Annotated in this window: 17 protein-coding genes; 6 read left to right on the top strand and 11 right to left on the bottom strand. The window is 45.7% G+C overall.

All coding sequences use genetic code 11. The features are described from left to right. Nucleotides 1-100: 100 nt before the first annotated feature. Nucleotides 101-2380 carry a diguanylate cyclase gene (locus JHD44_RS04350; protein WP_199461432.1) on the top strand — a complete coding sequence of 760 codons (2280 nt, stop codon included), beginning with the start codon at nt 101-103 and terminating at the stop codon, nt 2378-2380. A gap of 5 nt (nt 2381-2385) precedes the next feature. Here the strand turns inward: JHD44_RS04350 and JHD44_RS04345 are convergent, their stop codons facing one another. Together JHD44_RS04345 and JHD44_RS04340 are read right to left on the bottom strand one after the other, a co-directional pair. Beyond that, nucleotides 2386-3405 (bottom strand): HD domain-containing phosphohydrolase, encoded by a 1020-nt coding sequence (locus tag JHD44_RS04345; RefSeq protein ID WP_199461430.1) that lies wholly within the window; start codon nt 3403-3405, stop codon nt 2386-2388. A gap of 10 nt (nt 3406-3415) precedes the next feature. Then, the gene (locus JHD44_RS04340; RefSeq protein WP_199461428.1) at nt 3416-6712 is read right to left on the bottom strand and encodes an MHYT domain-containing protein; all 3297 of its coding nucleotides are present in this window, start codon (nt 6710-6712) and stop codon (nt 3416-3418) included. Nucleotides 6713-6943: 231 nt separating this feature from the next. Between JHD44_RS04340 and JHD44_RS04335 the strand changes: the two genes are divergently transcribed. Next, nucleotides 6944-8131 carry an AGE family epimerase/isomerase gene (locus JHD44_RS04335; RefSeq protein WP_199461426.1) on the top strand — a complete coding sequence of 396 codons (1188 nt, stop codon included), beginning with the start codon at nt 6944-6946 and terminating at the stop codon, nt 8129-8131. A 68-nt stretch (nt 8132-8199) separates the two neighbouring features. Here the strand turns inward: JHD44_RS04335 and JHD44_RS04330 are convergent, their stop codons facing one another. From JHD44_RS04330 to JHD44_RS04290, 9 genes are all read right to left on the bottom strand, one after another. Continuing rightward, nucleotides 8200-9825, bottom strand: a complete 1626-nt coding sequence (locus JHD44_RS04330; protein ID WP_233401723.1) for an electron transfer flavoprotein-ubiquinone oxidoreductase — start codon at nt 9823-9825, stop codon at nt 8200-8202. A gap of 55 nt (nt 9826-9880) precedes the next feature. Further along, on the bottom strand, nt 9881-10810 hold the full coding sequence (locus tag JHD44_RS04325; RefSeq protein ID WP_199461424.1) for an FAD-binding protein: 930 nt from the start codon (nt 10808-10810) through the stop codon (nt 9881-9883). Next, the gene (locus JHD44_RS04320) at nt 10810-11559 is read right to left on the bottom strand and encodes an electron transfer flavoprotein subunit beta/FixA family protein (protein WP_199461422.1); all 750 of its coding nucleotides are present in this window, start codon (nt 11557-11559) and stop codon (nt 10810-10812) included. Before JHD44_RS04320 ends, JHD44_RS04325 begins: the two co-directional genes overlap by 1 nt. Nucleotides 11560-11647: 88 nt before the next feature. Further along, a complete protein-coding gene (locus JHD44_RS04315; protein WP_199461420.1) occupies nt 11648-13501 on the bottom strand; it encodes a feruloyl-CoA synthase in 1854 nt (617 codons plus the stop codon). Between the two features lie 65 nt (nt 13502-13566). Continuing rightward, nucleotides 13567-15318, bottom strand: a complete 1752-nt coding sequence (locus tag JHD44_RS04310) for an acyl-CoA dehydrogenase (RefSeq protein ID WP_199461418.1) — start codon at nt 15316-15318, stop codon at nt 13567-13569. Between the two features lie 7 nt (nt 15319-15325). Beyond that, the gene (locus tag JHD44_RS04305) at nt 15326-16093 is read right to left on the bottom strand and encodes a 3-hydroxyacyl-CoA dehydrogenase (protein ID WP_199461416.1); all 768 of its coding nucleotides are present in this window, start codon (nt 16091-16093) and stop codon (nt 15326-15328) included. A 20-nt stretch (nt 16094-16113) separates the two neighbouring features. After that, the gene (locus JHD44_RS04300) at nt 16114-16875 is read right to left on the bottom strand and encodes a crotonase/enoyl-CoA hydratase family protein (protein WP_199461415.1); all 762 of its coding nucleotides are present in this window, start codon (nt 16873-16875) and stop codon (nt 16114-16116) included. A 169-nt stretch (nt 16876-17044) separates the two neighbouring features. Further along, complete coding sequence (locus JHD44_RS04295) at nt 17045-18253, bottom strand: thiolase family protein (RefSeq protein ID WP_199461413.1); 1209 nt, start codon at nt 18251-18253, stop codon at nt 17045-17047. 20 nt (nt 18254-18273) lie between these two features. Next, nucleotides 18274-19839, bottom strand: a complete 1566-nt coding sequence (locus JHD44_RS04290; RefSeq protein WP_199461411.1) for an acyl CoA:acetate/3-ketoacid CoA transferase — start codon at nt 19837-19839, stop codon at nt 18274-18276. 302 nt (nt 19840-20141) lie between these two features. On the opposite strand from JHD44_RS04290, the gene JHD44_RS04285 reads away from it, so the two are divergent. The 4 genes from JHD44_RS04285 (at nt 20142) to JHD44_RS04270 (ending at nt 23645) form a co-directional block, all read left to right on the top strand. Continuing rightward, nucleotides 20142-21176, top strand: coding sequence for a TRAP transporter substrate-binding protein (locus JHD44_RS04285; RefSeq protein WP_199461409.1), 1035 nt, complete (start codon nt 20142-20144; stop codon nt 21174-21176). Between the two features lie 20 nt (nt 21177-21196). After that, nucleotides 21197-21700, top strand: a complete 504-nt coding sequence (locus JHD44_RS04280) for a TRAP transporter small permease (RefSeq protein ID WP_199461407.1) — start codon at nt 21197-21199, stop codon at nt 21698-21700. Beyond that, a complete protein-coding gene (locus JHD44_RS04275) occupies nt 21693-23012 on the top strand; it encodes a TRAP transporter large permease (RefSeq protein ID WP_199461405.1) in 1320 nt (439 codons plus the stop codon). Before JHD44_RS04280 ends, JHD44_RS04275 begins: the two co-directional genes overlap by 8 nt. 165 nt (nt 23013-23177) lie before the next feature. Then, nucleotides 23178-23645 (top strand): MarR family winged helix-turn-helix transcriptional regulator, encoded by a 468-nt coding sequence (locus tag JHD44_RS04270; protein WP_199461403.1) that lies wholly within the window; start codon nt 23178-23180, stop codon nt 23643-23645.

Raw genomic sequence — 23645 nt, 5'->3', positions numbered from 1 at the left:
AAGGGTTTAAAGTGATTTGTAGCAATTGGTTAATTTGCCTTCAGCTTTTCCATTAAAAGAGTCTAATATTAATCGGTTAATAAACTTTTCAGGGATTTAGATGCCTCATCAAAAACGTCAAGAGCTCATTAATAAATACAGTCTGGCTCGTTCTGAAGACTCAACCATCAAGCAATTAGTCAGCTCGATTGCGCAACTTTTTGACGTACCTGTCACGATGACGGCCATTGCCCATAAAGGCCATTTTGTATTTCAATCTCGATTTGGGTTAGAGGTAGAGCAATCACCTATTGAAGATGCTCTTTGCGGTTTGGTTCTAAAAGAAGAGCAACAAGTCATCATCCCCGACTTATTGATGGATAAACGATACACTCAAACAAAGTTATTAGATAAGCACCCAGATTTAAGGTTCTATGCTGGCACCCCTCTAGTTATTGAAGGTACGGTTATAGGAAGCTTATGCCTAGTAGATACTCGACCTCGACACTTTACGCCTGAGCAATGCAGTAGCCTCACGCAATTAAGCTCGGTGATAAGCGACCACTTAGCTCTCAAAAAAGAGCATTATCAACTGCAAAATGAACACAGTTTATTAGACCAATCTCCTGCCGTCATGATCTGCTGGCGCTATGATAATGGGTTGAATTTACAAACTGTGACGCGCAATGTTAAAGAGGTATTAGGGTTAGACTACGAGTACATCACAACTCATCAGCAGAGTTTTGAATCTTTCTTGTCTCAACCTAGCCAAGAAGAGTTTCATTTCATGATCCAGAATCACCTCAGTGGCGTTGAAACCACAGAGACGAAACTTGAGCTAAACCAAGCATCGAACAGTATCTGGGTTAGATTGCTATCAAAAGCCTTTTTCGATCAAACCGGCCGTTTACAAACCATACATGCAATCGCAACAGATCACACAGAGCAGCAACACTTTGAAAAGCGTCTCAATGATACCAATCGACAAATGCGATTATTATTAGAAGCTTCAGAACTCGGCACTTGGGACTACCGACTTGATACAGACCACACTCAAGTGAACAAGAGGTGGTGTGATATTATTGGTGTAGATTATGAATTCTATGACGGTAGCAGCCGTTTTTGGCGACAGCGTATACACCCAGCTGATCTTAGTAGTGTTAGCAATAAAATTGAAGCCCATCTAAAAGGTGAAACTAATATCTATTCGGCGATATATCGAATGCGCCATGAAAACAATAGTTGGGTTTGGATAGAAACATATGGCCGCGTGGTTGAACGGGACGAAATGGGCAAAGCCATCCGCTTAGCAGGAACCCATAGAGACATTACAGAGCGGAAACTGGCTGAAATCCACCAGATGAAACAAAGCCAATTATTAGGCTTTATCAATAAAGCGCGTGCGGCATACCTAGAAAATCACGACTTATCGAGCGCTTGCCAAGCGATCTTACCTGAGTTGATCGATATCGCTGATAGTCAATTTGCCTTTATTGGTCAAATTGTGTTCGAAGAAAACAAACGCCGATTATTCATTCATGCTATCTCTGAATTAAGTTGGAACAGTGCCAGCGAGGCATTAGTTGAGCTCTATAAAGGTAGAAAGCTTTACTTCGATTCGTTTGATAATCTCTTTGGTGAAACAATCAAAAGTGAACAAACAGTGATTAGCAATCAGCTCGGCAGCCACCCAGCATCTGTTGGCACACCAAAAGGACACCCTCCCATTTACCGCTTCATGGGTCTTCCAATTCAGCTGCAAGGCGAAGTAACGGGCATGATTGGTTTAGCAAACAAGTTCAATAATTACACAAACGAGGATGCTGAGTTCTTACAACCGTTACGAGATGCATTAGCAGGCTTATTTCATGCCGTTGAACTGGAAAAAGCACGCTTGAAGGCAGAAGATCAGCTACTAAAAATGGCCATGACAGATACATTATCAGGACTGAGTAATCGCAGGGCTTTTAGAGAGTATCTTGGTGCAGTCACCTCATCAGATAAAACATATTTTGCCATTATAGATATTGATCACTTCAAACGAATAAACGATCAATTTGGCCATGAGGTGGGCGACGAAGTGATTCGCCAAATTGGAGCGATACTTAAAGAAAAAATTATGCCTCCTCACTTTATTGCACGTATTGGAGGTGAGGAGTTTGCCATTGTTCTACATGATTTGGAGAGTATACAAGCGGCGTCCTTCTTAAACGATTTAATAGAATCGATTCGGCTATCTGAGTTTCCTTTACCAGATAATTCTTCAGTGACTGTCAGTGTCGGACTTGCAAAATTTTATGAGGATAACAGCAGTACAGCTCTTTCAAATGCTGATAAGGCTTTGTACGAAGCAAAAGAGCTTGGTCGAGATCGCTTAGTTAGTTTTGCAGACATCTCATAAGCCATCTAACTGTCTATTCTTTTAAGTTGTATTTGCTCAGCAAACTTCGTTTTTATTTCAAGTATCTTAGGAAGCTCAAGGATGAACAATTCAACGAGATCAGGATCAAAGTGTTTACCAGACTCTTCTTGTAATAGCTGAACCGCATCCTCGACCGACCATGCTTTCTTGTAAGGGCGTTCGCTGGTTAATGCATCAAATACATCTGCAATAGCGGCGATACGACCCTCTAGTGGAATTTCTTTTTGCCTCAGCCCTTTAGGGTAACCACTACCATCCCATTTTTCATGGTGCGTAATGGCAATCGAACGAGCCAGAGCCACCAGTTGAGACTGCGGGTTAGACAGGATATCAGCACCGATTTGGGCGTGGGCTTTCATCTGTTTAAACTCAGTTTCATCCAAACGACCAGGCTTTAGAAGAATGTTATCAGGGATCGCAATTTTACCTAGATCGTGCATTTGAGCCGCTAAAAGCAGTTCATTAGCCGTTTGCTCGTCAATGCCCGCCGCAACCGCAAGCACGTAGGCATACCGACTCATTCGCTGAACATGCATCCCTGTTTCGTTATCTTTGTATTCAGCTGCGCGTCCCAAGCGTTGAATCAAATCAATTTGAGTTTCTTTCAAAGCATCTGCCTGAACCAAAGACAAATGTGTTTTCACACGAGCACGCACAATAGCTGGCACAATAGGTTTGGTGATGTAATCGACGGCTCCGAGCTTGAATCCTGTTTCTTCATCAATGGTATCCTTTAACGCGGTCACAAAGATAATCGGCGTTCGAGCCGTTTTAGGATTACTCTTTACTCTTTCGCAGACTTCAAAGCCCGTCAGATCAGGCATCATGATATCGAGCAAAATAAGGTCAATATCTTCTTTAAAAAGTAGCTCTAAAGCCGCTTCACCAGAGCGAGCAAACGACAACCGATAACTGTCTTGTAAGACCTGCCGTAAAACTTTTAAGTTTGCAGGCTCATCATCAACGATGAGAACTCTTGGTTGAGTTTTTTCTAATAGGGACATAAAAACTCCTTTACTGACGAAGCAGCGTTCGCGCCTGATAAATTTGCTTCACAGCTTCTTTAAACTCAAACTCATCAACATGATGGGCCGCTTGACGTACTAAAGGCTCAATATCTGAACGTACACTGGAGAGTAATTTCTGTGTCAGCTCATCATCAATCTCACCGGACTCAGTGATGTATAGCCATTCAGTGAGTAGTTCAATCTGCTCCTGTATACTGAAGTCACCTTCCTCGTCATTAATCTCATTTGTAATAGGAGTAAGCGTGACTTCAAGACTTTGTATGTCTTCTGCCAACTCCTGCCAAGCTATCGAAATTTGAGTAATTGACGCAGCAATGTCGCTAATTTGATGATTATTTGCAGCCTTTTCGAGCATTGTGAAGTGATGGTATAGCGGCAACAGCGCTAAGTTGCCAGTAAGCCCTTTCAGAGCGTGCGCTCTTTCCGAAAGACTAACCCAGTCTTTCTGAGCAATATAGGTTTGCAGCTTGATTAAAAGCCCCTGATTCTTTTTATAAAACTTTATGATTTCAGAGACATAAACATTATATTCGCCCCAAAGCTCCATGCCTTTACCCAAATGAACAACACGATATTTAGGTGATCCAACAAAAGCCTCACTTTTCATCACTGTTGCTAAATCGTTTGCATCCAGCTCAAGTACTTTTGCCATTTCTTGCATTAGTTGCAGCAAATCCACAGGTTTATTCGCAAACCCACTCATCCCAGCTTCTTGAGCCTCCACTCTATCTTCCAAGAGAACACTGGCCGTTAATGCAATGATTGGTGTCTTTTCAAGGCCTGCTTTCTGTTCAAAGGTACGAATAATATGGGTTGCTTCCAAGCCATCCATATTTGGCATCTGAATATCCATTAAAACAATATCGGGACGCACATCTTTGAATACCTCAACAGCTTCCAAACCATCCTTTGCAAGATAAACAGCATGGCCCTGCTTCGATAGCATAATGTTTAACAGGGTAAGGTTTTCTTCAATATCATCCGCAACTAATACACGTAAAGCAGGTAGCTGCAAAAGCTGGTGGGTTGGCGCTAAATCGTTTTTATCCGCGATGGGCAATGGAATATCAAAATAAAAGCAACTGCCCTCGCCAAGGCGGCTGTCTAAATGAATCGTCCCTCCCATTAGCTCAACAAGTTGTTTTGAGATGGTCGTTCCTAATCCAGTGCCACCAAATCGACGGCTCATAGAAGAATCAGCTTGAGTAAATGCGTCAAAAATCGAGTCCACACGCTCTTGTGAAATACCAATTCCGGTATCACGGACAGCAAATCGAATCCACTCGTGTCGTTCAGGTACGGGACAAACTTTTAGCGATACGGAACCTGACTCGGTAAACTTAATACCATTCCCTACCAGGTTAATTAATACTTGGCGGATACGATCTTCAGCTCCCTCAACCACCTGCGGTAAGTCAGCATTCACTTCTAAATCTAGAGTCAACCCTTTGTTCTTAGCCTGAAGCCAGAGAGTTGAAATAACAGTATCAACACAACTTGATAACCTAAATGGTTTCATATCAAGCTCAAGCTTATTCTTATCCAACTTCGCACTGTCCAAAATATCATTTAACAAATGTAAGAGGGATTGAGCGGAATGGTTAATAGTCTGAAGGTGTTTACGAGTTTCTGTTGGTAAAGATGAGTCAAGCAAAATGCTACTAAACCCAATAATGGCATTCATTGGCGTACGGATTTCATGGCTCATGTTTGCTAAAAATGACGCCTTAGCTTCCGCCGCTTCTTCTGCTCTAAATTTTGATTCGCGTAGCTCTTGCTCCATGGCTTTACGCGAAGTTATGTCTAGCATAACCCCATCAATCCACTTCGCTTCCTTAGCTTCATCGTAAACAATCGTCCCTGTTTCCAGGACCCATAAAGTATTACCATTTTTGTGGGTAACACGATATTCCAACTCATATCGATCTTTTACACCAATCGCCTGTTCAAAAAAACGAGTCACTTTCTTATGGTCTTCCGGATGAAGCCATGAACCAAAACTTAGCTTCCCTTCTAAATACTCGCTGGCGGTATGACCGTTGAGGTCATATATGGCTTCTGATAAAAATAGTGGCGTCCAGTCCTCGTCTAATAAACAGCGAAATGACACGCCTGGAATATTACGAATTAATGAACTTAAGCGGTCCTCACTTTTGGTGACCCTTTCCTCCATCTCTTTGCGATGTGAGATATCCGATGCAAAACCAACATACAACAGCTCACCGTTTGGCAAGTTGATTCGTCCAACGCCTAATTGTATTGGGAACAATTCGCCCTTTTTATTTCGCGCCACCAGTTCACGATTAGTTCCCACGACTTGGCTTTTAGCAGATAGAAAATAATCTACCAAAAAACCGTCATACTGCTGATCGCTTTTCTCTGGAAACAGAATCTCGATTGATTGTTCATGTGCTTCACACTCGGTCCAACCAAACATCGATTGCGCAGCAGCATTAAACTCCTGTATGCGACCTTGATCATTAATCGTGAATACTGCATCGGTCGCAGTATCTAAAATGGCTTGAGTACGTGCTTCATTAGCCGTTTGTTCAATCAACAATTGACGATAGCGCAGTTGAGAACTGACATTCATCGCCAATAAAAAAATCAAAAAAGAGAAAATGGAAACAGCGTAAGCTAGCTCAGAGCTATCGGTCTGAGACGGGGGTAGTAAAGCCTCAGAAGTTGATGCAATAAAGTAGGTCGCAGCCATCCCCGTATAATGCATTCCTGAAATCGCCAACCCCATGATGGTGGCAATGATCAGCTTAATCCGAATCGTTGGCATATTTGGAAAAGTTAGCTTCATTGCACGTCGTGCTAACAAAGCGACGCAAGCAAGACCAACCGCTACCACAATTGATAACACGAATAAGTTCGGGTTGTATTTCACGGTAAGGTGCATATCCATAGCAGCCATGCCCGTATAGTGCATGGCACCAATGCCAGCACCAACAATTACACCATTGCGCGCAGTAAGGGAGATCGATAACGCATCTTTTTCCTGAACATAAATCAAGGACTTGAGCACGATCAGACTGGCAACAAAAGCAGGAATGACTGATAGAACCGTCAAGAACCAATCATAGGTCATAACATGAGGCAGTTTAAAAGCGAGCATGCCGACAAAGTGCATACTCCATATACCACCCGCTAAAATCAGAGCGCCGGTTGCCGTGGCAATATGACGGTATCGGGCTAATACGATATGACGCGCGGTTTCAGCTAACCTCAGTGCAAAAAACGAAGCACTCGAAGCAAGCAGTATGGACAGAATTACCAACAGAGGTTCATACTGCCCTTCGACAAGAAGGGCTGGGGGGACACTTGTGGTAAATATTTGGTGTAGCCAGTTTATCAAGGCTGTGTTCTCAACATTCTTAGAGCGTTTAGCATATCTAATCGCTTACAGATTAACTTTAACAGTCCCGAATCATTATATGACAGTAGATATGGAAGGTTTCCATACTAATTCCTTACAAAAATAATCCAACTTAGTAATAGGAAGTTTTTCATGGCGCCTAATTTCTTCTCAAATGAATTTTTATTGTGTCATACACAAAGCATCTTGGCGTTTTATGAGCCTGTCGTGAAAGACCCTGCGGGTGGCTTCTTTCAAAATTTTCTCGATGATGGTCAGGTATTTGACTCTAAAACCCGCCACTTGGTGTCGTCCACACGCTTTGTATTCAATTATTCTGAAGCTTACCGCCGTGGCTATGGAGACCATTACGCTGATTGGGCACGTGATGGGTTAGCCTTTATTGAACGAGAGCATTATCTAGCGAATTCAAATCACTATGCTTGGATGCTAGGCGATACCATCGATAAAACCGCTATGGCCTATGGTCATGCGTTTGTGGTGTTGGCTTATGCACACGCCCACATGGCGGGCATTGTCGATGCAACTGATAAGCTTTCGAGTCTGTATTTATGGCTAGATAAAAACTTTTATCAGCCCGACTACAACGCCTACGCAGATGAGCGCTCGGGGGATCTTACGACTCTTGACCCGTACCGCGGTCAAAATGCCAATATGCATATGTGCGAGGCTTTTATCGCGGCCTACAAAGCCATTGGCGATCAGCGTTTCTTAGAACGCGCTAAGCGCCTTGCAGAAAAGTTTGCTGGAGAATTATGTGACTTAGCCGGTGGCATGATTTGGGAGCATTACCATCAAGATTGGCAACCGGATTGGCAATATAACATTGATAAACCGGACGACTTGTTTAAGCCATGGGGGTTTCAACCTGGCCATCAAGTGGAGTGGACCAAACTGCTATTGCAATTACACCAATTGAGCCCTGAAGCTTGGTATGTGGAACGCGCTAAGAGTCTATTTGATCAAGCGGTTAAATACGGCTGGGACAAAGAGCACGGAGGTTTAGTCTATGGCTTCGCACCGAAAACCTACGAATTTGCCGATGCTCAGAAATACTTCTGGGTGCAAGCTGAGGCGATTGCCGCTGCTTACCGTCTATATAAAGTGACTGGTGAGCAAACCTATCTCGACTGGTATCAAGCACTTTGGCAATACAGTTGGGATCATCTGATTGATCACACTCACGGGGCATGGTTCCGCATTGTCGCGCGTAATAGCGATAAAATTACCAACGAGAAATCGCCAATGGGGAAAGTGGACTACCACACGTTAGGGGCTTGTTGGGATGTTATGGACAATATGACAGCGGTATCTAACTAAGTACAAAAAAAGCAGCCAGCGAAAGCTGGCTGTATCAAGCGGGATCACACTACACTTAAGGATTTAAGTTACATATTGGGGTAATTAGGCCCCCCTGTTCCCTCGGGTGTTACCCAAGTTATATTCTGCGCTGGGTCTTTAATGTCACAGGTCTTACAATGCAGACAGTTTTGCGCATTGATTTGTAACGATGGACCAGCTTCTTTCTCTACGATCTCATACACGCCAGCAGGACAATAACGTTGGGCAGGCTCAGCAAACTGACTCAGGTTACTGCCTGTTGGGATGCTGTCGTCCGCAAGCGTTAAATGACAAGGCTGATCTTCTTCATGGTTGGTATTCGATAAAAACACCGATGACAGACGGTCAAAGCTCAGTTTGCCATCAGGTTTTGGGTAATCGATCTTTTTAGCACTGGCGATATTTTGTAATTGGGCGTGATCAAGAGATGTATCATGAAGCGTGATCGGCATATTGCCGCCCAATAAATTCTGATCAACGAAGTTAAACGCTCCACCCCAGAAAGTACCAAACTTATGCATAGCCGGCGCAAAATTGCGCGTGCTGTATAGCTCTTGCTTTAACCATGAGTCGTTAAAGAGAGCGTTAAATGTGTCGCCAATCGATAAACTAGTATCAGCTAACACCTTATTAATAGCTTCTGCGGCAATCATGCCTGACTTCATGGCAGTATGCGTACCTTTGATTTTGGCTACATTTAAGGTACCTGCATCACAACCTACCAACAAAGCCCCCGGCATAGTCATGGTCGGTAAGGCATTCCAACCACCTTTAGCAATCGCACGAGCCCCATAAGACACTCGCTCGCCACCTTCTAGATACTGCTTAAGCACTGGATGATGTTTTAAACGCTGGAATTCTTCATAAGGGCTCATCCAAGGGTTGCTGTAATTCAGATCAACAATCAACCCCACCACTACCTGGTGATTATCCGTGTGGTATAAGAAGAAACCACCACTGGCTTCCTCAAGGGGCCAGCCAGCACCATGCAGCACAAGTCCAGGTTGATGTTTAGCAGGATCAATTTGCCACAGCTCTTTGATACCTAGGGCATAGTGCTGTGGGTCTGCCGCGGTATCAAGATTAAATTTGCTGATTAACTGCTTGCCTAAGTGTCCTCGACAGCCTTCCGAAAAGACCGTGTACTGGGCATGCAGCTCCATACCTTCCATATAGGTTGCGAGTTGCTCACCGGAAGCTGATACCCCCATGTCACCTGTGGCAACCCCTTTCACGCGACCATCGTCATGATACAAAATCTCTGCTGCCGCAAAGCCTGGGAATATTTCCACGCCCAAACCTTCAGCCTGCTCCGCTAACCAACGACATAAATTGCCGACACTGACGATGTAGTTACCATCATTCTTCATGGTGTTAGGCACCAAAGCATGGGGCAACTCTTTACTCAGTTCACCATCTTTTAATAAGTAAACTTCGTCTTTGGTCACAGGGGTGTTAAGAGGAGCACCCAACTCCTGCCAGTTGTCGAATAGCTCGTTCAAGGCACGAGGCTCTAGCACGGCACCGGATAATATGTGCGCACCGACCTCTGACCCTTTTTCAAGCACACACACATTTAGGTCAGCATTAAGTTGCTTCAAACGAATGGCGGTCGACAGACCAGAAGGACCTGCGCCCACGATGACAACATCAAACTCCATCGATTCACGCATAATTGCACTCCTCTTATTCTTTTTATTTAGCGCTTAAGTTTCTTATGACAAAGACTTACAGTTTTTCAGTTAATTCAGGCAACACATCAAACAGGTCACCCACTAAACCGTAATCAGCCACTTGGAAAATCGGCGCTTCTTCATCTTTGTTGACAGCTACGATGACTTTCGAGTCTTTCATACCGGCCAAATGCTGGATTGCACCAGAAATACCGAAGGCCATGTAAAGGCTTGGTGCGACAATCTTACCAGTTTGTCCCACCTGCATATCGTTTGGTACAAAGCCAGAGTCCACTGCCGCACGGGAAGCCCCCACGGCCGCGCCTAACTTATCTGCCAAGGCCTCAAGCAGCGCAAAGTTCTCGCCACTTCCCACACCTCGACCACCGGATACAATACGCTCTGCAGCGGTCAATTCAGGACGTTCAGATTGCGTTAGCTCGTCGTTTACCCAGCTTGATAGTCCGCTGTCAGCAGGCGCAGCTAATGTTTCCACTGCAGCAGAACCACCTGTCGCTGCGGCTTTATCAAATGCTGCCGCACGTACTGTGATGACTTTCACAGCATCGTTAGAAGTAACGGTGGCAATGGCATTACCAGCATAGATTGGGCGCTGAAATTGTGCGTCGCTTAATATCGCGGTGATGTCCGATAGCTGTCCAACATCTAACAAGGCTGCAACCCGTGGCATCGCATCTTTGCTAACAGAGTTAGACGGCGCCATGATATGTGAGTACTCACCTGCCACAGATAGAATCAATTCGCTCAAGTTCTCAGCTAAATCGTAAGCAAGGCTGTCGCCTTCAGCGAGCAGTACTTTGCCCACACCCGAACACTGAGCTGCGGCATCCGCAACCGCTTTAACATTCGCGCCAGCCACTAATACTGTAATATCCGAACCGATCTGCTGCGCAGCCGTCAAAGCACTTAGCGTTGCAGGAGCTAATTCTGTACCGTTATGTTCTGCAATAAGTAAAGTCGCCATTAGATCACCTTCGCTTCGTCTTTCAGTTTCTGGATAAGCTCATCCACGGAACCCACTTTCACACCACCTTGGCGTGCAGCCGGTGCTTCCACCTTATCGAGCTGAATGTGTTGTTTCACTTCCACACCCAAATCCGCAAATGTTTTCGTTTCTAGCGGCTTGCGTTTTGCCTTCATAATGTCTGGCAACTTAGCAAAACGAGGTTCATTCAGACGTAAATCGGTCGTGACGATGGCCGGTAGCGCTAACTTAACCGTACGCAGCCCCCCATCAATTTCTCGTGTGACTGCCACATGCCCAGCTTCAACCGATACGTTTGAAGCAAACGTACCCTGTGGGCGTTTTGTCAGAGCGGCTAACATTTGGCCGACTTGGTTGTTGTCTGAATCAATGGACTGCTTGCCTAAAATGACCAATTCAGCCCCTTCGTCAGCCATCAATTTAGCAAAAGTTTTAGCAACCGTCAGCGGCTCTGCTGTGTCTTCTGTTTCAACTAAAATAGCGCGATCCGCACCTAATGCCATGGCAGTACGCAGCTGTTCTTGACTCGCACTGGAGCCTACACTAACCGCGATGACTTCGGTTGCGATACCCGCCTCTTTTAGACGGATGGCTTCTTCTACTGCGATCTCACAAAATGGATTGATCGCCATTTTGGTATTACTTAAATCCACGTCTGTGTTATCTGATTTGACGCGCACTTTCACGTTGTAATCAATGACGCGTTTGACACCGACTAATACTTTCATAATTGTCACCTAGATATACTTTTTCTTATAACAATAAACGCCAACTACCGTTTAAGAGTCGCTTCTATACTGGCATTCTTCAATAACATTAAACGCTAATTACACTGACAGAATGAGGCTCTTGATAAAGTTCAGCCACTTGGTCCGCACGATGTTCCTGAACATTTCTTTGATTCAACGAGCCTTTATCCGTTACTTCATGTGCGTCCAAACAAGGCGCTTCATGCTGCAAAAGAATTCGTGATACTACGGTTGAACTGCCTGTTCCCTGAGCCGCAAAAGCTCTAAGCTTTTCTTGAAATATAGTTCGAACCTTCGGGTGCTGGACAACTTTTTCATCAGATAAATGCGCGCCTTCCTCACCGATCAGAGCACGGCACTGGATCAAATCAGGAAAGACTAAACCGGTTATGTCAGCACGATTGGTTCCACACAACACAATGTCCTGAACCCATGGGGCAAATGCACTGATAAACTTGGCACGAAGCGTTCCTGCACTGACCCAAGTACCACTGTCTAACTTGAAGTCTTCTGAAACACGTCCATCAAACCTGAAGCCTCGATTTGGATTGCTCTCATCCAAATAAGCAAAGGCATCGCCTAGGCAATAAAACCCTTCTTCATCAAACGACTTAGCAGTCAATTCGGGTTGTCGCCAATAACCTGGCATCACCGTCACCGCTTTAACACGGGCTTCTAATTTGCCTTCATTCGGTACTAACTTCAGGGTTACGCCAGGCGCTGGTTTTCCAATCACGCCTGATGCACTTTCTTCAATGGAGGCAAAGGTCACCGATGGCGCTGTCTCAGTCGCACCAAGCCCAGTCAGCATAGGGATTTTCTTGCCAGTGTACTGAATAGCTAACGCATCAATGTCGTCCCAAATATGCTGCGCCATACCTGCGGCAGCAAAAAACATAAACTGCAACCGTGAAAAGAACTTCCGTGCTAATTCATCGTCTTGCTTGAGTTTTTTCACTAACAGTTCAAAGCCTTTAGGTACATTGAAATACACTGTCGGGGCTATCTCAGCGAGATTGTTCAATGTTTTATGAAAGTGGGCTTCGGTAGGCTTACCGTCATCAAGGTAGAAAGAACCACCGTTGTATAAAGCAATGCTGACATTATGATTGCCACCAAAGGTATGGTTCCAAGGTAACCAGTCCACCATCACTGGCGGCTCCTCCGCCAAAAAAGCCATGGTGTCGCGAATCATCACCGCATTCGCACACAGCATCCTATGAGTGTTCATTACGCCTTTTGGCATACCGGTTGTACCGGATGTAAACAGTATTTTTGCGACAGTATCCCCTGTAACTTCAGCATTACGGAGCTCAATTGCGGTGTTTTCAGGATGATTCCAAAATTCAGAAAAAGACACCACTGGATTATTAATAAGCTCAGCTTTAGTCGAGCCGTACATCACTGCGACCGGTACATTCTGGTCGGCGACCGCACTAATTGCTTTTTCGTAAGGTGCCAGTTTATCTACTACTATCAGACCAGGCGTCAGCAGCTCAACAACGTGCTTTAACTTGGCGTAATCAGTAGCAACCAACGAGTAGGCCGGTGAAATCGGTGCATGAGGCACACCAATGTAATACCCCGCCATGGCTAACATCAAATGCTCTAAACTGTTACCCGATAAAAAAGCGATTGGACGCTCTGGGGAAACCGGCTGCTCTAATAGCCATGATGCGAGTTGGCGAACTTTGACAAGCGCTTCAGCGTAGGTATAGCGCTCCCACTCTCCTGTGTCATCACGTTGCGCAATAAATACTGTGTCAGGTGTCTCCTGAGCCCAGTGAACTAGACGATCCGTTAAGCAACGAGCGTACTCGGCAAGGGGCGTTTGGCATTGAATTATCTGCTCCCCGTTATCTCGTTTCTCGATCGCAACCGAGTGACTCACCACCTTAATTGGATGGAATTCGCTGGTCATTTTATTCTCCTGAAACTTGTTATTTTTATTCGTTCAAAGAAGGTTATGTCCCCATTTTTTAGGAACTAGAATTCATAGTTTCCGACGCCATTTTGCTCATCTATCACAGTCGTCAAAGCCGCTTGAGCCTGAGGTAGTTTATAAGCGCTGTAAAACTCCGCCAGCGCTACGACATTACCAAAGAAAACCTCATCTTCAGCTTTGCTTACTTGTGCCCGCTGCGCCAATTCAACCAATTGCCAAGCACAGCAGATTCCCCCTAAAGCATTTAAAAATGGCACCGCTACAGCATCCAATTGGGCTAATTCAGCACTTGGATTGAGTATCGTGCTATCCAATACATGAGCCAGTTGATTCAATGCTTGCCCTAAGCGCTGGTTAACAACACTATCTGGACTTTTTTCAACAACGTCTCGAATGTCTGCCATCAGTTCACTAATACAGCGACCTTGGTCCACACGAATCTTGCGGTGTAATAAATCTTTCGCTTGGATCCCTGTCGTACCTTCGTAGATGGTTGTGATGCGCGCATCACGCATCACTTGAGCAATCCCCGTTTCTTCTACAAACCCCATTCCACCAAACACCTGAACCGCATCCCCTGCTAGTTCATTGGCCTGCTCCGTTGCGAAGCCTTTAAAAATAGGGGTTAACAAAGCAATACGTTTTTCAGCCGCTTTTACTGCCTCAGCATCATCAGATTGCTCACTCACATCGATCAAGGCTGCAATTTGGTAACCCAATGAACGCAGCGCAAAACTTTCCGAGCGAAGGTTAAGAAGCATGCGCTTCACATCTGGGTGTTCAAGAATCGCTACACGTTGCCCATCGGCTCTCGCCCCCTGCACGCGCTCTTTTGAGTATTGCAGGGCTTTTTGAAAGGCCAACTCACTTAGACCGACACCTTGCATACCACAGCTTAAGCGAGCTTCGTTCATCAACACGAACATCGCCATCAGACCTTGGTTTAGGTTGCCAATTAATTCACCGACACAATTATCGTTATCGCCGTAGCTGATCGAACAGGTTGGGCTACCGTGAAGGCCTGTTTTATGCTCAATCCCCGTACAACGGATATCGTTAAATTCACCGCAGGAACCGTCTTCATTAACGCGGTATTTAGGTACTGCAAATAAAGAAAGGCCTCGGCTCCCTGCAGGGGCATCCGGTGTGCGAGCTAATACTAAATGGACGATGTTCTCGGCCATATCGTGCTCACCGTAGGTGATGTAGATTTTTTGGCCTTTGATTTGATACGTACCATCCGCTTGTGGGATAGCTTTGGTTGTCAACGCGCCTAGGTCAGAACCTGCATTCGGCTCAGTTAACGCCATTGCCACCGTCCATTCGCCCGTGACAATTTGCGTTAGATAGCGAGCTTTCAGTTCATCAGAGCCAAACTTCAATAGGATTTCAGAGCCACCCTGCGCCAATGCCGCAAACATGACAAATGCTAGGTTGCTTGATAACCACATTTCGTTCACTGGCTGAGCAATGTACTTAGGCAAGCCTTGACCGCCATATTCTTCGGGTAATGCCAAACCGATCCAGCCAGAATCACGGAATTGAGCATACGCATCTTTCCAACCCGTTGGTGTAGTCACTTGGCCATCAGAGAATGTACAACCTTCTTCGTCACCCACCATGTTGAGAGGAGCAAGTACGCCACTAGCAAACTTGCTCGCCTCATCAATGATGGCGTTTGCAAGATCAAGGTCGAAGTCTTGTAGGGACTCAAGGTTACCAAGTTGTTGAGTTTGGTAGGCTTGCTCAACCAACCATTGCATGTCTTTATAAGGGGCTTGGTAGCTCATCATTGATCTCCTATTTCGCCGCCATACGGATCGCGCCATCCAGACGAATGACTTCACCGTTCAGCATGCAGTTCTCAATGATTTGTTGTGCCAACATAGCGAACTCATCTGGATCGCCCAAACGTGGTGGGAATGGTACCGCTGCACCAAGGGATTGCTGCACTTCTTCTGGTAATACATCCATCATTGGTGTTTTGAAGATACCTGGAGCAATGGTCATCACACGAATACCAAAGCGCGCTAGTTCACGGGCGATCGGTAGTGTCATCGCCGTTACGCCGCCTTTTGATGCAGAATAAGCCGCTTGGCCGATTTGGCCGTCAAAGGCTGCAACGGAAGCAGTATTAATGATCACACCTCGCTCTGAAGTCGATTGCGGCTCGTTATGCTGCATTTTATCGGCGACTAAGCGAATCATGTTAAACGTTCCCAGTAGGTTCACGCGCAGCGCACGCTCAAACCCCGCTAGCGAATGAGGGCCTTCACGACCAACAACGCGTTCTGCACCGGGAATGCCAGCACAGTTCACCAAACCGTTGATCTCACCAAACGTGGCAACCGCTTGATCCAAAGACGCTTGCACCGATGCTTCATCAGAAATATCCGTCACCGCGTACTGTACTCGCTTACCTAAGCTTTCAGACACGCGCTTTAGACCTTCTTCGTTTAGGTCCGCTAACGAAACGCTTGCACCTAAGCCATGTAGACGACGTGCAACGGCTTCACCAATACCGGAAGCTGAACCTGTAACAACAAAGTGACGACCTTGAACTTGCATGATTAAACTCCTGTACTGACTTATTTCTTTTTACGGTTTAGAAAGGACTCGATACGCGCTTTGACTTCATCACTGGTTTGTGTGATGCCGCAAATGAGCGATTCAGTGTACAAACCATCATCAGAAGCCATGCTGCTGATGTGTGCTAAACCCGTGGTCATTGCCCAGTTTGAGTACTTCGAGTTTTTCGCGATGCTCGCCGCAAGCTCCATGGCTTTATCCAACGATGCACCGTTTTCCACCACGTAATGTCCTAAGCCAATGCGGTAACCCTCTTCTGCGTCCACATCACGCCCCGTCAACATCATCTCAGTCATACGGCTGGTACCGATCACACGAGCCACGTTTACCGATGCACCACCACCAACGAAGATGCCATGACGTCCTTCTGGTAGACGGTAAAAAGTCCCCTTTTCAGTGACACGAATGTGTGCACAGATCGCCAGTTCCAAACCACCTCCGATGACTGCACCTTGCATGGCCGCAATCACAGGAATGCCAGAGTTTTGAATATGACCAAACACGCGATGCCACATATTGGAGTGCTTAACGACTTCGAATGGTTCGCGCGCTTTATGTTCAGCAAGATCTAGACCAGCACAAAATTCAGGGCCAGCGCCAGAGAAGACGATAACGTTGACGTCATCAGGAAGATTAATAAACGCATGTTCAATTTCTAAACAAAGTGAGTCATTGATCGCGTTCTTTTTCTCAGGTCGATTCAATCGCAGGTGACCGATGCCATTCTCCACTGAGAATTCGATAAATTGATACGTTGTCATTCGCTTACCTCTTGTTTTTATGCTTATGGCTGAGGCGCCTTATGTAGCGTGAACTACTTGTTAAATTCATAATAGTTGTATTGCTAAACAAATGTCAAATACAACTATTTATATTTTCCTCAAAAAAAAGCCACACACGTGTGTGGCTAAATATGGAGCGTACTAAGTACTATCGATCCGTTACTCGGATCACGGTTGCCATGCCTGTATCCCCCGCTGCACAGCCGGTAAACAAGCCATAACCACCGCCTCGCAAGGCAAGCTCTTCAATCATTTCTATCATGGCGCGTAAACCCGTTGGCCCTTGTGGATGCCCCCAAATTAGTGAGCAACCAAAATTGTTCATTTGCATCACATCGATATTCAAAGCTTTCGCTAACGCCACATCGTTCACAGCAAAGGGGTTATGGGTTTTAATAGCATCGACTTGCTCAATACTGATGTCCGCCATGTGTAAAGCACGCTTAGCCGCTTCTATCGGTGCCGCTGGCATATAAGCTAAGTCGTCTCGCGCTTGCCCAAAGCCCAACACCTCCACTTTGATAGAACTATTAGCAGATAACTCCTGCGCCTTGTCACTGTGACAAACAATGATGGCCGCATTACCATCGGCTGGGTGTGTCTGATTACCAAAAGTAATCACACCGCCTTCCATTACCGGTTTTAGCTTTGCTAGGCCCTCTGCGGTGGTTGGAAAAACTCCCTCATCCCCCGTGATAACACAAGCTTCCTTTTTAAAGTTAGGTGTTGGCACAGAAAGTGGCAGCGTCATGTAACGCTTTTGGAATGCTTGCTCATCTTTTAGAGCTTCTTGATACTGTTCATATCTACGCAGAGTAACAGCATCCAATTCTTCACGAGTGATATCAAAACGTTTGGCGACATTCTCGCCAGTTTGCATCATAGAATGGCCACCCATTGGATCATTCATCATGTTGTAAAACACTTGATCTTCTGACTGACCAGCACCGCCAATACCTTGCGGATTCGGATAGAAAATATGCGGGCCATTGGAACAACGATCAGCCGCCATCAACAGCGACACACTGGCCATACCACACATCACTTCAGACGCTGCCGCAAATAGACCACGAGCACTGGTGGCACACACTTGGTTTACCACATGCCCTGGCGTATGCACGGCACCAATATCAAATAGTGGCCAAGGCGCACCATTGAATGATTGATACTGGTTGATGGTCATGCCCAGTACGCCGGAGTCGAACACTTTTGGATCTATTGAGCGTTTAGCCAGTTCTTGCTTTGCAACGTGAGCCGCGAATTTCATTGAATGCAGGTACTGCAAGGAACCCTGCCACTTTGTAAACGGTGTACTCCAGTACGCGCCGTATGGAATCTCTACATTTTGCATTGTCATTTAGGTCACCCTTATTGTTGTTATTTTGCAGAACCTGCCATGAATTCGCCTAAACCTCCCCAAGACTGCTGGAAGATCTGCTCTGGCATGGTTTTTAAGTCTTCAGCAATGACGGGAGTGAAATCCATCATGCTTAACACGTCTTTCTCAAGATCAAGACCAGGCGCAATCTCCGTCAGCACCATGCCTTCTTTACGTAACTCCAGCACGCATCGCTCGGTAATAAAGAACACTGGCTTATTATTCGCTTGAGCAAACTCACCACTAAAGGTCACATGATCCACCTGCTCAACAAACTTACGGGTTCGGCCTTCTTCTAAGACGGACACTTTGCCACCTTCAAAAGACAACTTAGCGCCATTTACCAAGGTGCCACAGAACACCACTTTCTTAGCGGTTTGCGAGATATTGATAAAACCACCGGGACCAACGACTTTGGGGCCAAACTTACTGACATTCAGGTTGCCGTTCTGATCCGCCTGCGCCAAACCTAAGAAGGCAATGTCCAAACCACCGCCGTCGTAGAAATCAAATTGCGCTTCATGCTCAATAATCGCTTCTGCATTCCACGCCGCCCCAAAGTCACCACCTGATGCAGGAATACCACCGTAAGTCCCCAATTCAGTCGTCAACATAAAACGGCTCGCTACGTTTTCTTCTGCTGCGACCGAGGCCACACCATCTGGCATGCCAATCCCAAGGTTTACAATGGCATTGTCATACAGCTCCATCGCCGCACGACGAGCAATGATTTTACGCTCGCCAAATGGCACAGGAGGGATAACGTTTAGAGGAATACGGGCATTACCCGCAAGGCTTGGGTTGTACTCAGTGGTAATGGTTTGCATGTGCTGCTCTGCTGGCGCTACAGTCACGTAGTCAACTAGCACACCTGGCACTTTGACATCTTTTGGTTTGATGGTTTTTGCTTCGACAAGGTATTTCACCTGAGCGATGACGATACCGCCTTGGTTACGAGCCGCTTGCGCCATCGGTAGAATTTCCGCCAACTGAGCTTCTTCTTCAACAGATAGATTGCCATGCTCGTCAGCCGTCGTCGCACGAATCACGACAACATTGAGCGGGAATTTTTTGTACAGCAACCACTCTTCACCTTCGATCTCGATGCGCTTCACTAAGTCACCGGTCGCTTTAGAGGTAACCTTGCCGCCACTTAGTAATGGATCCACATAGGTTCCCATACCGACCTTAGTAATCACACCAGGCTTGTTACCCGCGATCTGACGCCACATGGTGGTGAGCACACCTTGTGGTAATAAGTAGCCTTCAATTTTATCTTCAACGATCATGCCTGCCATTTTCGGGGCCTGACCGGTATGACCAGATATCAAACGCTTTACCAAACCGTCATGGGCAAGATGAGACATGCCGGCATCTCTGCCATCACCACAACCACAATCATGAATCAAAGTAAGGTCCTTTGGTTGACCCGTTTTAAGAAAACGTTGCTCCAAATGACTCGCTACCGCCTCTGCAAAATAAGACATACCAATGGTTGACCAAGCAACTGAGTCACCATCTTTAATTAGGCCAGCAGCCTGCTCTAGAGAGATCACCTTACTCATAATTCACCTTCTATTTTAGCGTTGTTACGGTGGACCGATGTTGAAATGTTTGTTTGAATTTATTTTTGTTGTACTACACAACAATTATTTTTACAAATAGTTTTGATTTATATTGTTATGTATTCTAAAAATAGAGGACGCATTATCTTTTTTTCCGATGGGCGTAAGAAAAATTTGATTAAAACATTGTTGAAATACTAAACAGTTTATGCAAACAATGTATAAATCGACTTCGACGCAGCGATCGAATCGACTTAAAAAACCATAAAAACACGTATAAAAAAAACAATGTGAGGTGGAAAATGAAATATCTTGGACGCAAAGGGCTAGCGTTGGTTGCGGGTGCAGTGTTATCTGTCAATGCCATGGCAGAAGCTGAGTTCACTCTGAAACTGCACCATATGCTGCCGCCTATGTCGATGGCGCATTCCAAGTTTTTAGAGCCTTGGGCCGAAAAAGTGGAAGCGGAATCAAATGGGCGTATTGATATCGAGCTGTACCCAGCTATGCAACTCGGCGGTAAGCCACCTCAATTGTTTGATCAAGTTCGTAAAGGCATTTCAGACATCACTTGGACTGTAGGCGGTTACACACCAGGTAGATTTCCAAAAGCCACCGTATTTGAGCTACCTTTCATGCCTAGCAATGCGAAAGCAACTTCAATGGCACTGCAAGAGTACGCTGAAACTGAGATGCAAGATGAAATGAAAGATGTTCATCTACTCGCTATGCATACCCACGCACCAGGGTCTTTCCACTCACGCGAAAAGGCGATCAAAACTGGCGCTGACCTAGATGGCTTAAAAGTACGTGCGCCAAATAAAATCATGTCCGAAGGCTTCAAAGAATTCGGAGCCAACACCATCTTTATGCCTGTAACAGAAATGGCCAGTGCTATTTCAAAAGGCGTGCTTGATGTCGCCGTACTTCCATACGAAGTAGTCTTACCCACTAAGATCTATGAACTGGTTAAACACCATACTGAAATTAAAGGCGATCGTGGTCTTTATACTCAGTTCTTTATTTTTGCTATGAATAAAGACGTGTATGCCGACCTGCCTGCGGATCTACAAAAAGTCATCGACGATAATTCTGGTGTCGCTCTAGCCGGCCATATTGGAACCCTGTTTGACAACTATGAACAGCACGCTCGCTCCTACGCCGTGAAACAAGGCAATAGCTTCGATTACATCGAAGGAGCGGAATATGACTCTTGGAAAGCGAAACTAGCTCCCGTTCGTGAAGAATGGCTTGAAGACATGAACGACGACGATTATGAAGCGGAACGTTTACTTAAAAAAGCGGAAAGCTTGATTAAGAAATACGAGTCAATGTAACCATTGGTCGGTGATTTAGCATGAAGCTATCCATTGTGAATGTTGTTGAAGTTGGGTTAAAGCGTGTCTCGATGAGCTTTGCCCTACTCGGGGGTCTTATCATGCTGTGCTTGGCGATCATTACGGTCGCCAGCATCATCGGCAGGACTTTTTTTGGCCAATCAGTAGAAGGTGACTACGAGCTAACTGAAGTGGGGCTCGCTATGGCCGTGTTCCTTTTCTTACCTGAATGTTATTTGCGTAAGGGCCATATCATCGTAGATTTGTTCACGGCACACTGCCGCCCGAAAACACTGCATCTATTAGATCAATTAGGTCATCTCATTTTTACGTTCGTAAGCGCAGCTTTTGCCTACCGCATGGTATTAAGCGGCCTTGAATCCAAAGACTACTATGAGCAAACCATGATCCTAGAACTCCCAATGTGGTGGGTCTATGTAGTCGGAGTGATCTGTTTTAGTGTCTGCACCTTATGTGGTCTCCAGCGACTTATGTGCAGCCCTGTAGGAGAACAGAATGAGTAATGTACAACTCGCGTTTCTAATGATGGGGATTCTATTAATCCTGATGAGCATTCGAATTCCCATCGCTCTTGCTATGATGGTGTGTGGCTCCATCGGTTATGTCGTCATTGGTGGGTTGCCAGCTTTGCTGGAATACCTCGGCACAGCTCCCGTCGCCAAGTTCTCGACTTATGATTTATCCGTTGTACCACTCTTCTTATTAATGGGGGAACTCGCTACTCGATCCGGTATTACCACCGAGTTGTTCCGCACCTGTAATACTTGGGTGGGTCGCCAAAAGGGCGGTATTGCTATGGCTGCTGTCGCTGGCTGTGCCGCGTTTGGCGCTATTTGTGGGTCTTCTCTTGCGACGGCTTCCACCATGGGCAAAGTGGCGTTACCTGAGATGCGCCGCCTTAATTACTCTGGCAGTCTGGCTGCTGGGGCGCTGGCCGCTGGGGGAACCTTAGGGATCTTGATCCCGCCTTCGATGGTTCTCATCATTTTTGCCGTACTCACAGAGCAAAACATTTCAAAAATGTTTATTGCAGCGTTTATTCCAGGCTTTCTGGCTGCAGCTGGCTACATGATCACCATTGCCATTTATGTTCGCCTTTACCCGAACTCTGGCCCCCGTGGTGAGGCAACAACTTGGCTACAAAAGCTTCAATCCACTCGTGATGTATGGCACATCACTTTGATCTTCTTAATCGTATTAGGGGGAATTTACTTCGGTATCTTCACGCCTACTGAAGCCGCCTCTGTCGGTGTTGTGCTAACAGCCATCTTAGCCATTACTCATGGCAAAATGAGAATGGAAGGGTTACTGGCCAGCTTGATTCGTACTGCCGTATCCTCTGCAATGATTTTCTTCATTGTCTTAGGGGCCGACTTATTCAGCGTGTTTATCGCCCTTTCCAAGCTGCCAGAAATCGGTGTCGAAGTACTGACCAACTCTGGTCTTTCAGCCTATACCATTTTGGTGATCATGCTGATTACTTATCTCATTATGGGATGTTTCTTGGACAGTTTGGCCATGATCCTGCTGACCATTCCGATTTATTTTCCGATCATTATGGCGATGGATTTTGGCATTCCGACAGCGGACTTGGGGATTTGGTTCGGAATCATTGCTCTAGTGGTAGTGGAAGTCGGTCTGATTACACCACCAGTGGGCATGAACATTTTCATTATTAAGTCCTTTGACCAGTCGCTGCCGCTAAAAGAGTGTTTCAAAGGGGTCGTGCCATTTTTACTATCGGACTTCGTACGTGTTGCTTTGTTAGTTATGTTCCCAAGTATCACATTATGGCTAGTCCACGCCATCGGCTAACCATAACGAAAGTCTAAGAGTCTTTATGTAACGCGTTTATTAAGGGGTCTATGAGACCCCGATTTTTCAAAAATTGATAAGATCAACAATTGTTATAAGTTTCACCAACCTGAGAGATTGTTATACAATGTCGCGCTTAAATTTTTCATGCTAGGAAATCAACACATGCAAGACGACCGCTCCAAAAAGTCTGAACAAGAAATCGATTTTGGTGTACTAGGCGAATTTCTAGGTTACCGTTTACGTCGTGCCCAAATGAACTTTTTCGCTAAATTTGGTGAGGTTTGTGAGGATCTAGGCATCAGCCCTGGACTGTTTGCAGTACTCGCGATTGTGGATCGTAATCCCGGTTTGACCCAAACAGCTGTTGCTCAAGCATTAGGCAATGACCGATCTGCTATGGTTGCCGCGGTAGATAAGCTGGAAAATAAAAACCTACTAGAGCGCCGACCTGCAGTAAACGATCGTCGATCTTATGCGCTGTTTATGACCGAAGAAGGCAATCGCTTCTTTGCTAACGCTGTTGAACGCGTGAGCTGCTACGAAAATGAAATGGCCAAGTGTCTAAAAGACGACTCTGAAAAGGAGTGGTTGTTGGACGCCCTTGAGCGTTTGGCAAATAAGTCTTTGTAA

The sequence above is a fragment of the Marinomonas ostreistagni genome (assembly GCF_016461785.1).
Classification (GTDB): Bacteria; Pseudomonadota; Gammaproteobacteria; order Pseudomonadales; family Marinomonadaceae; genus Marinomonas; species Marinomonas ostreistagni_A.
This window is presented reverse-complemented; position numbering and strand designations above follow the sequence as displayed.

Excerpts from the sequence above, each read along its gene's own strand:
- JHD44_RS04350 (WP_199461432.1), top strand. The coding sequence starts at position 101 with ATGCCTCATCAAAAACGTCAAGAGCTCATTAATAAATACAGTCTGGCT.
- JHD44_RS04345 (WP_199461430.1), bottom strand. The coding sequence starts at position 3,405 with ATGTCCCTATTAGAAAAAACTCAACCAAGAGTTCTCATCGTTGATGAT.
- JHD44_RS04335 (WP_199461426.1), top strand. The coding sequence starts at position 6,944 with ATGGCGCCTAATTTCTTCTCAAATGAATTTTTATTGTGTCATACACAA.
- JHD44_RS04330 (WP_233401723.1), bottom strand. The coding sequence starts at position 9,825 with ATGCGTGAATCGATGGAGTTTGATGTTGTCATCGTGGGCGCAGGTCCT.
- JHD44_RS04325 (WP_199461424.1), bottom strand. The coding sequence starts at position 10,810 with ATGGCGACTTTACTTATTGCAGAACATAACGGTACAGAATTAGCTCCT.
- JHD44_RS04320 (WP_199461422.1), bottom strand. The coding sequence starts at position 11,559 with ATGAAAGTATTAGTCGGTGTCAAACGCGTCATTGATTACAACGTGAAA.
- JHD44_RS04315 (WP_199461420.1), bottom strand. The coding sequence starts at position 13,501 with ATGACCAGCGAATTCCATCCAATTAAGGTGGTGAGTCACTCGGTTGCG.
- JHD44_RS04310 (WP_199461418.1), bottom strand. The coding sequence starts at position 15,318 with ATGATGAGCTACCAAGCCCCTTATAAAGACATGCAATGGTTGGTTGAG.
- JHD44_RS04305 (WP_199461416.1), bottom strand. The coding sequence starts at position 16,093 with ATGCAAGTTCAAGGTCGTCACTTTGTTGTTACAGGTTCAGCTTCCGGT.
- JHD44_RS04300 (WP_199461415.1), bottom strand. The coding sequence starts at position 16,875 with ATGACAACGTATCAATTTATCGAATTCTCAGTGGAGAATGGCATCGGT.
- JHD44_RS04295 (WP_199461413.1), bottom strand. The coding sequence starts at position 18,253 with ATGACAATGCAAAATGTAGAGATTCCATACGGCGCGTACTGGAGTACA.
- JHD44_RS04290 (WP_199461411.1), bottom strand. The coding sequence starts at position 19,839 with ATGAGTAAGGTGATCTCTCTAGAGCAGGCTGCTGGCCTAATTAAAGAT.
- JHD44_RS04285 (WP_199461409.1), top strand. The coding sequence starts at position 20,142 with ATGAAATATCTTGGACGCAAAGGGCTAGCGTTGGTTGCGGGTGCAGTG.
- JHD44_RS04280 (WP_199461407.1), top strand. The coding sequence starts at position 21,197 with ATGAAGCTATCCATTGTGAATGTTGTTGAAGTTGGGTTAAAGCGTGTC.
- JHD44_RS04275 (WP_199461405.1), top strand. The coding sequence starts at position 21,693 with ATGAGTAATGTACAACTCGCGTTTCTAATGATGGGGATTCTATTAATC.
- JHD44_RS04270 (WP_199461403.1), top strand. The coding sequence starts at position 23,178 with ATGCAAGACGACCGCTCCAAAAAGTCTGAACAAGAAATCGATTTTGGT.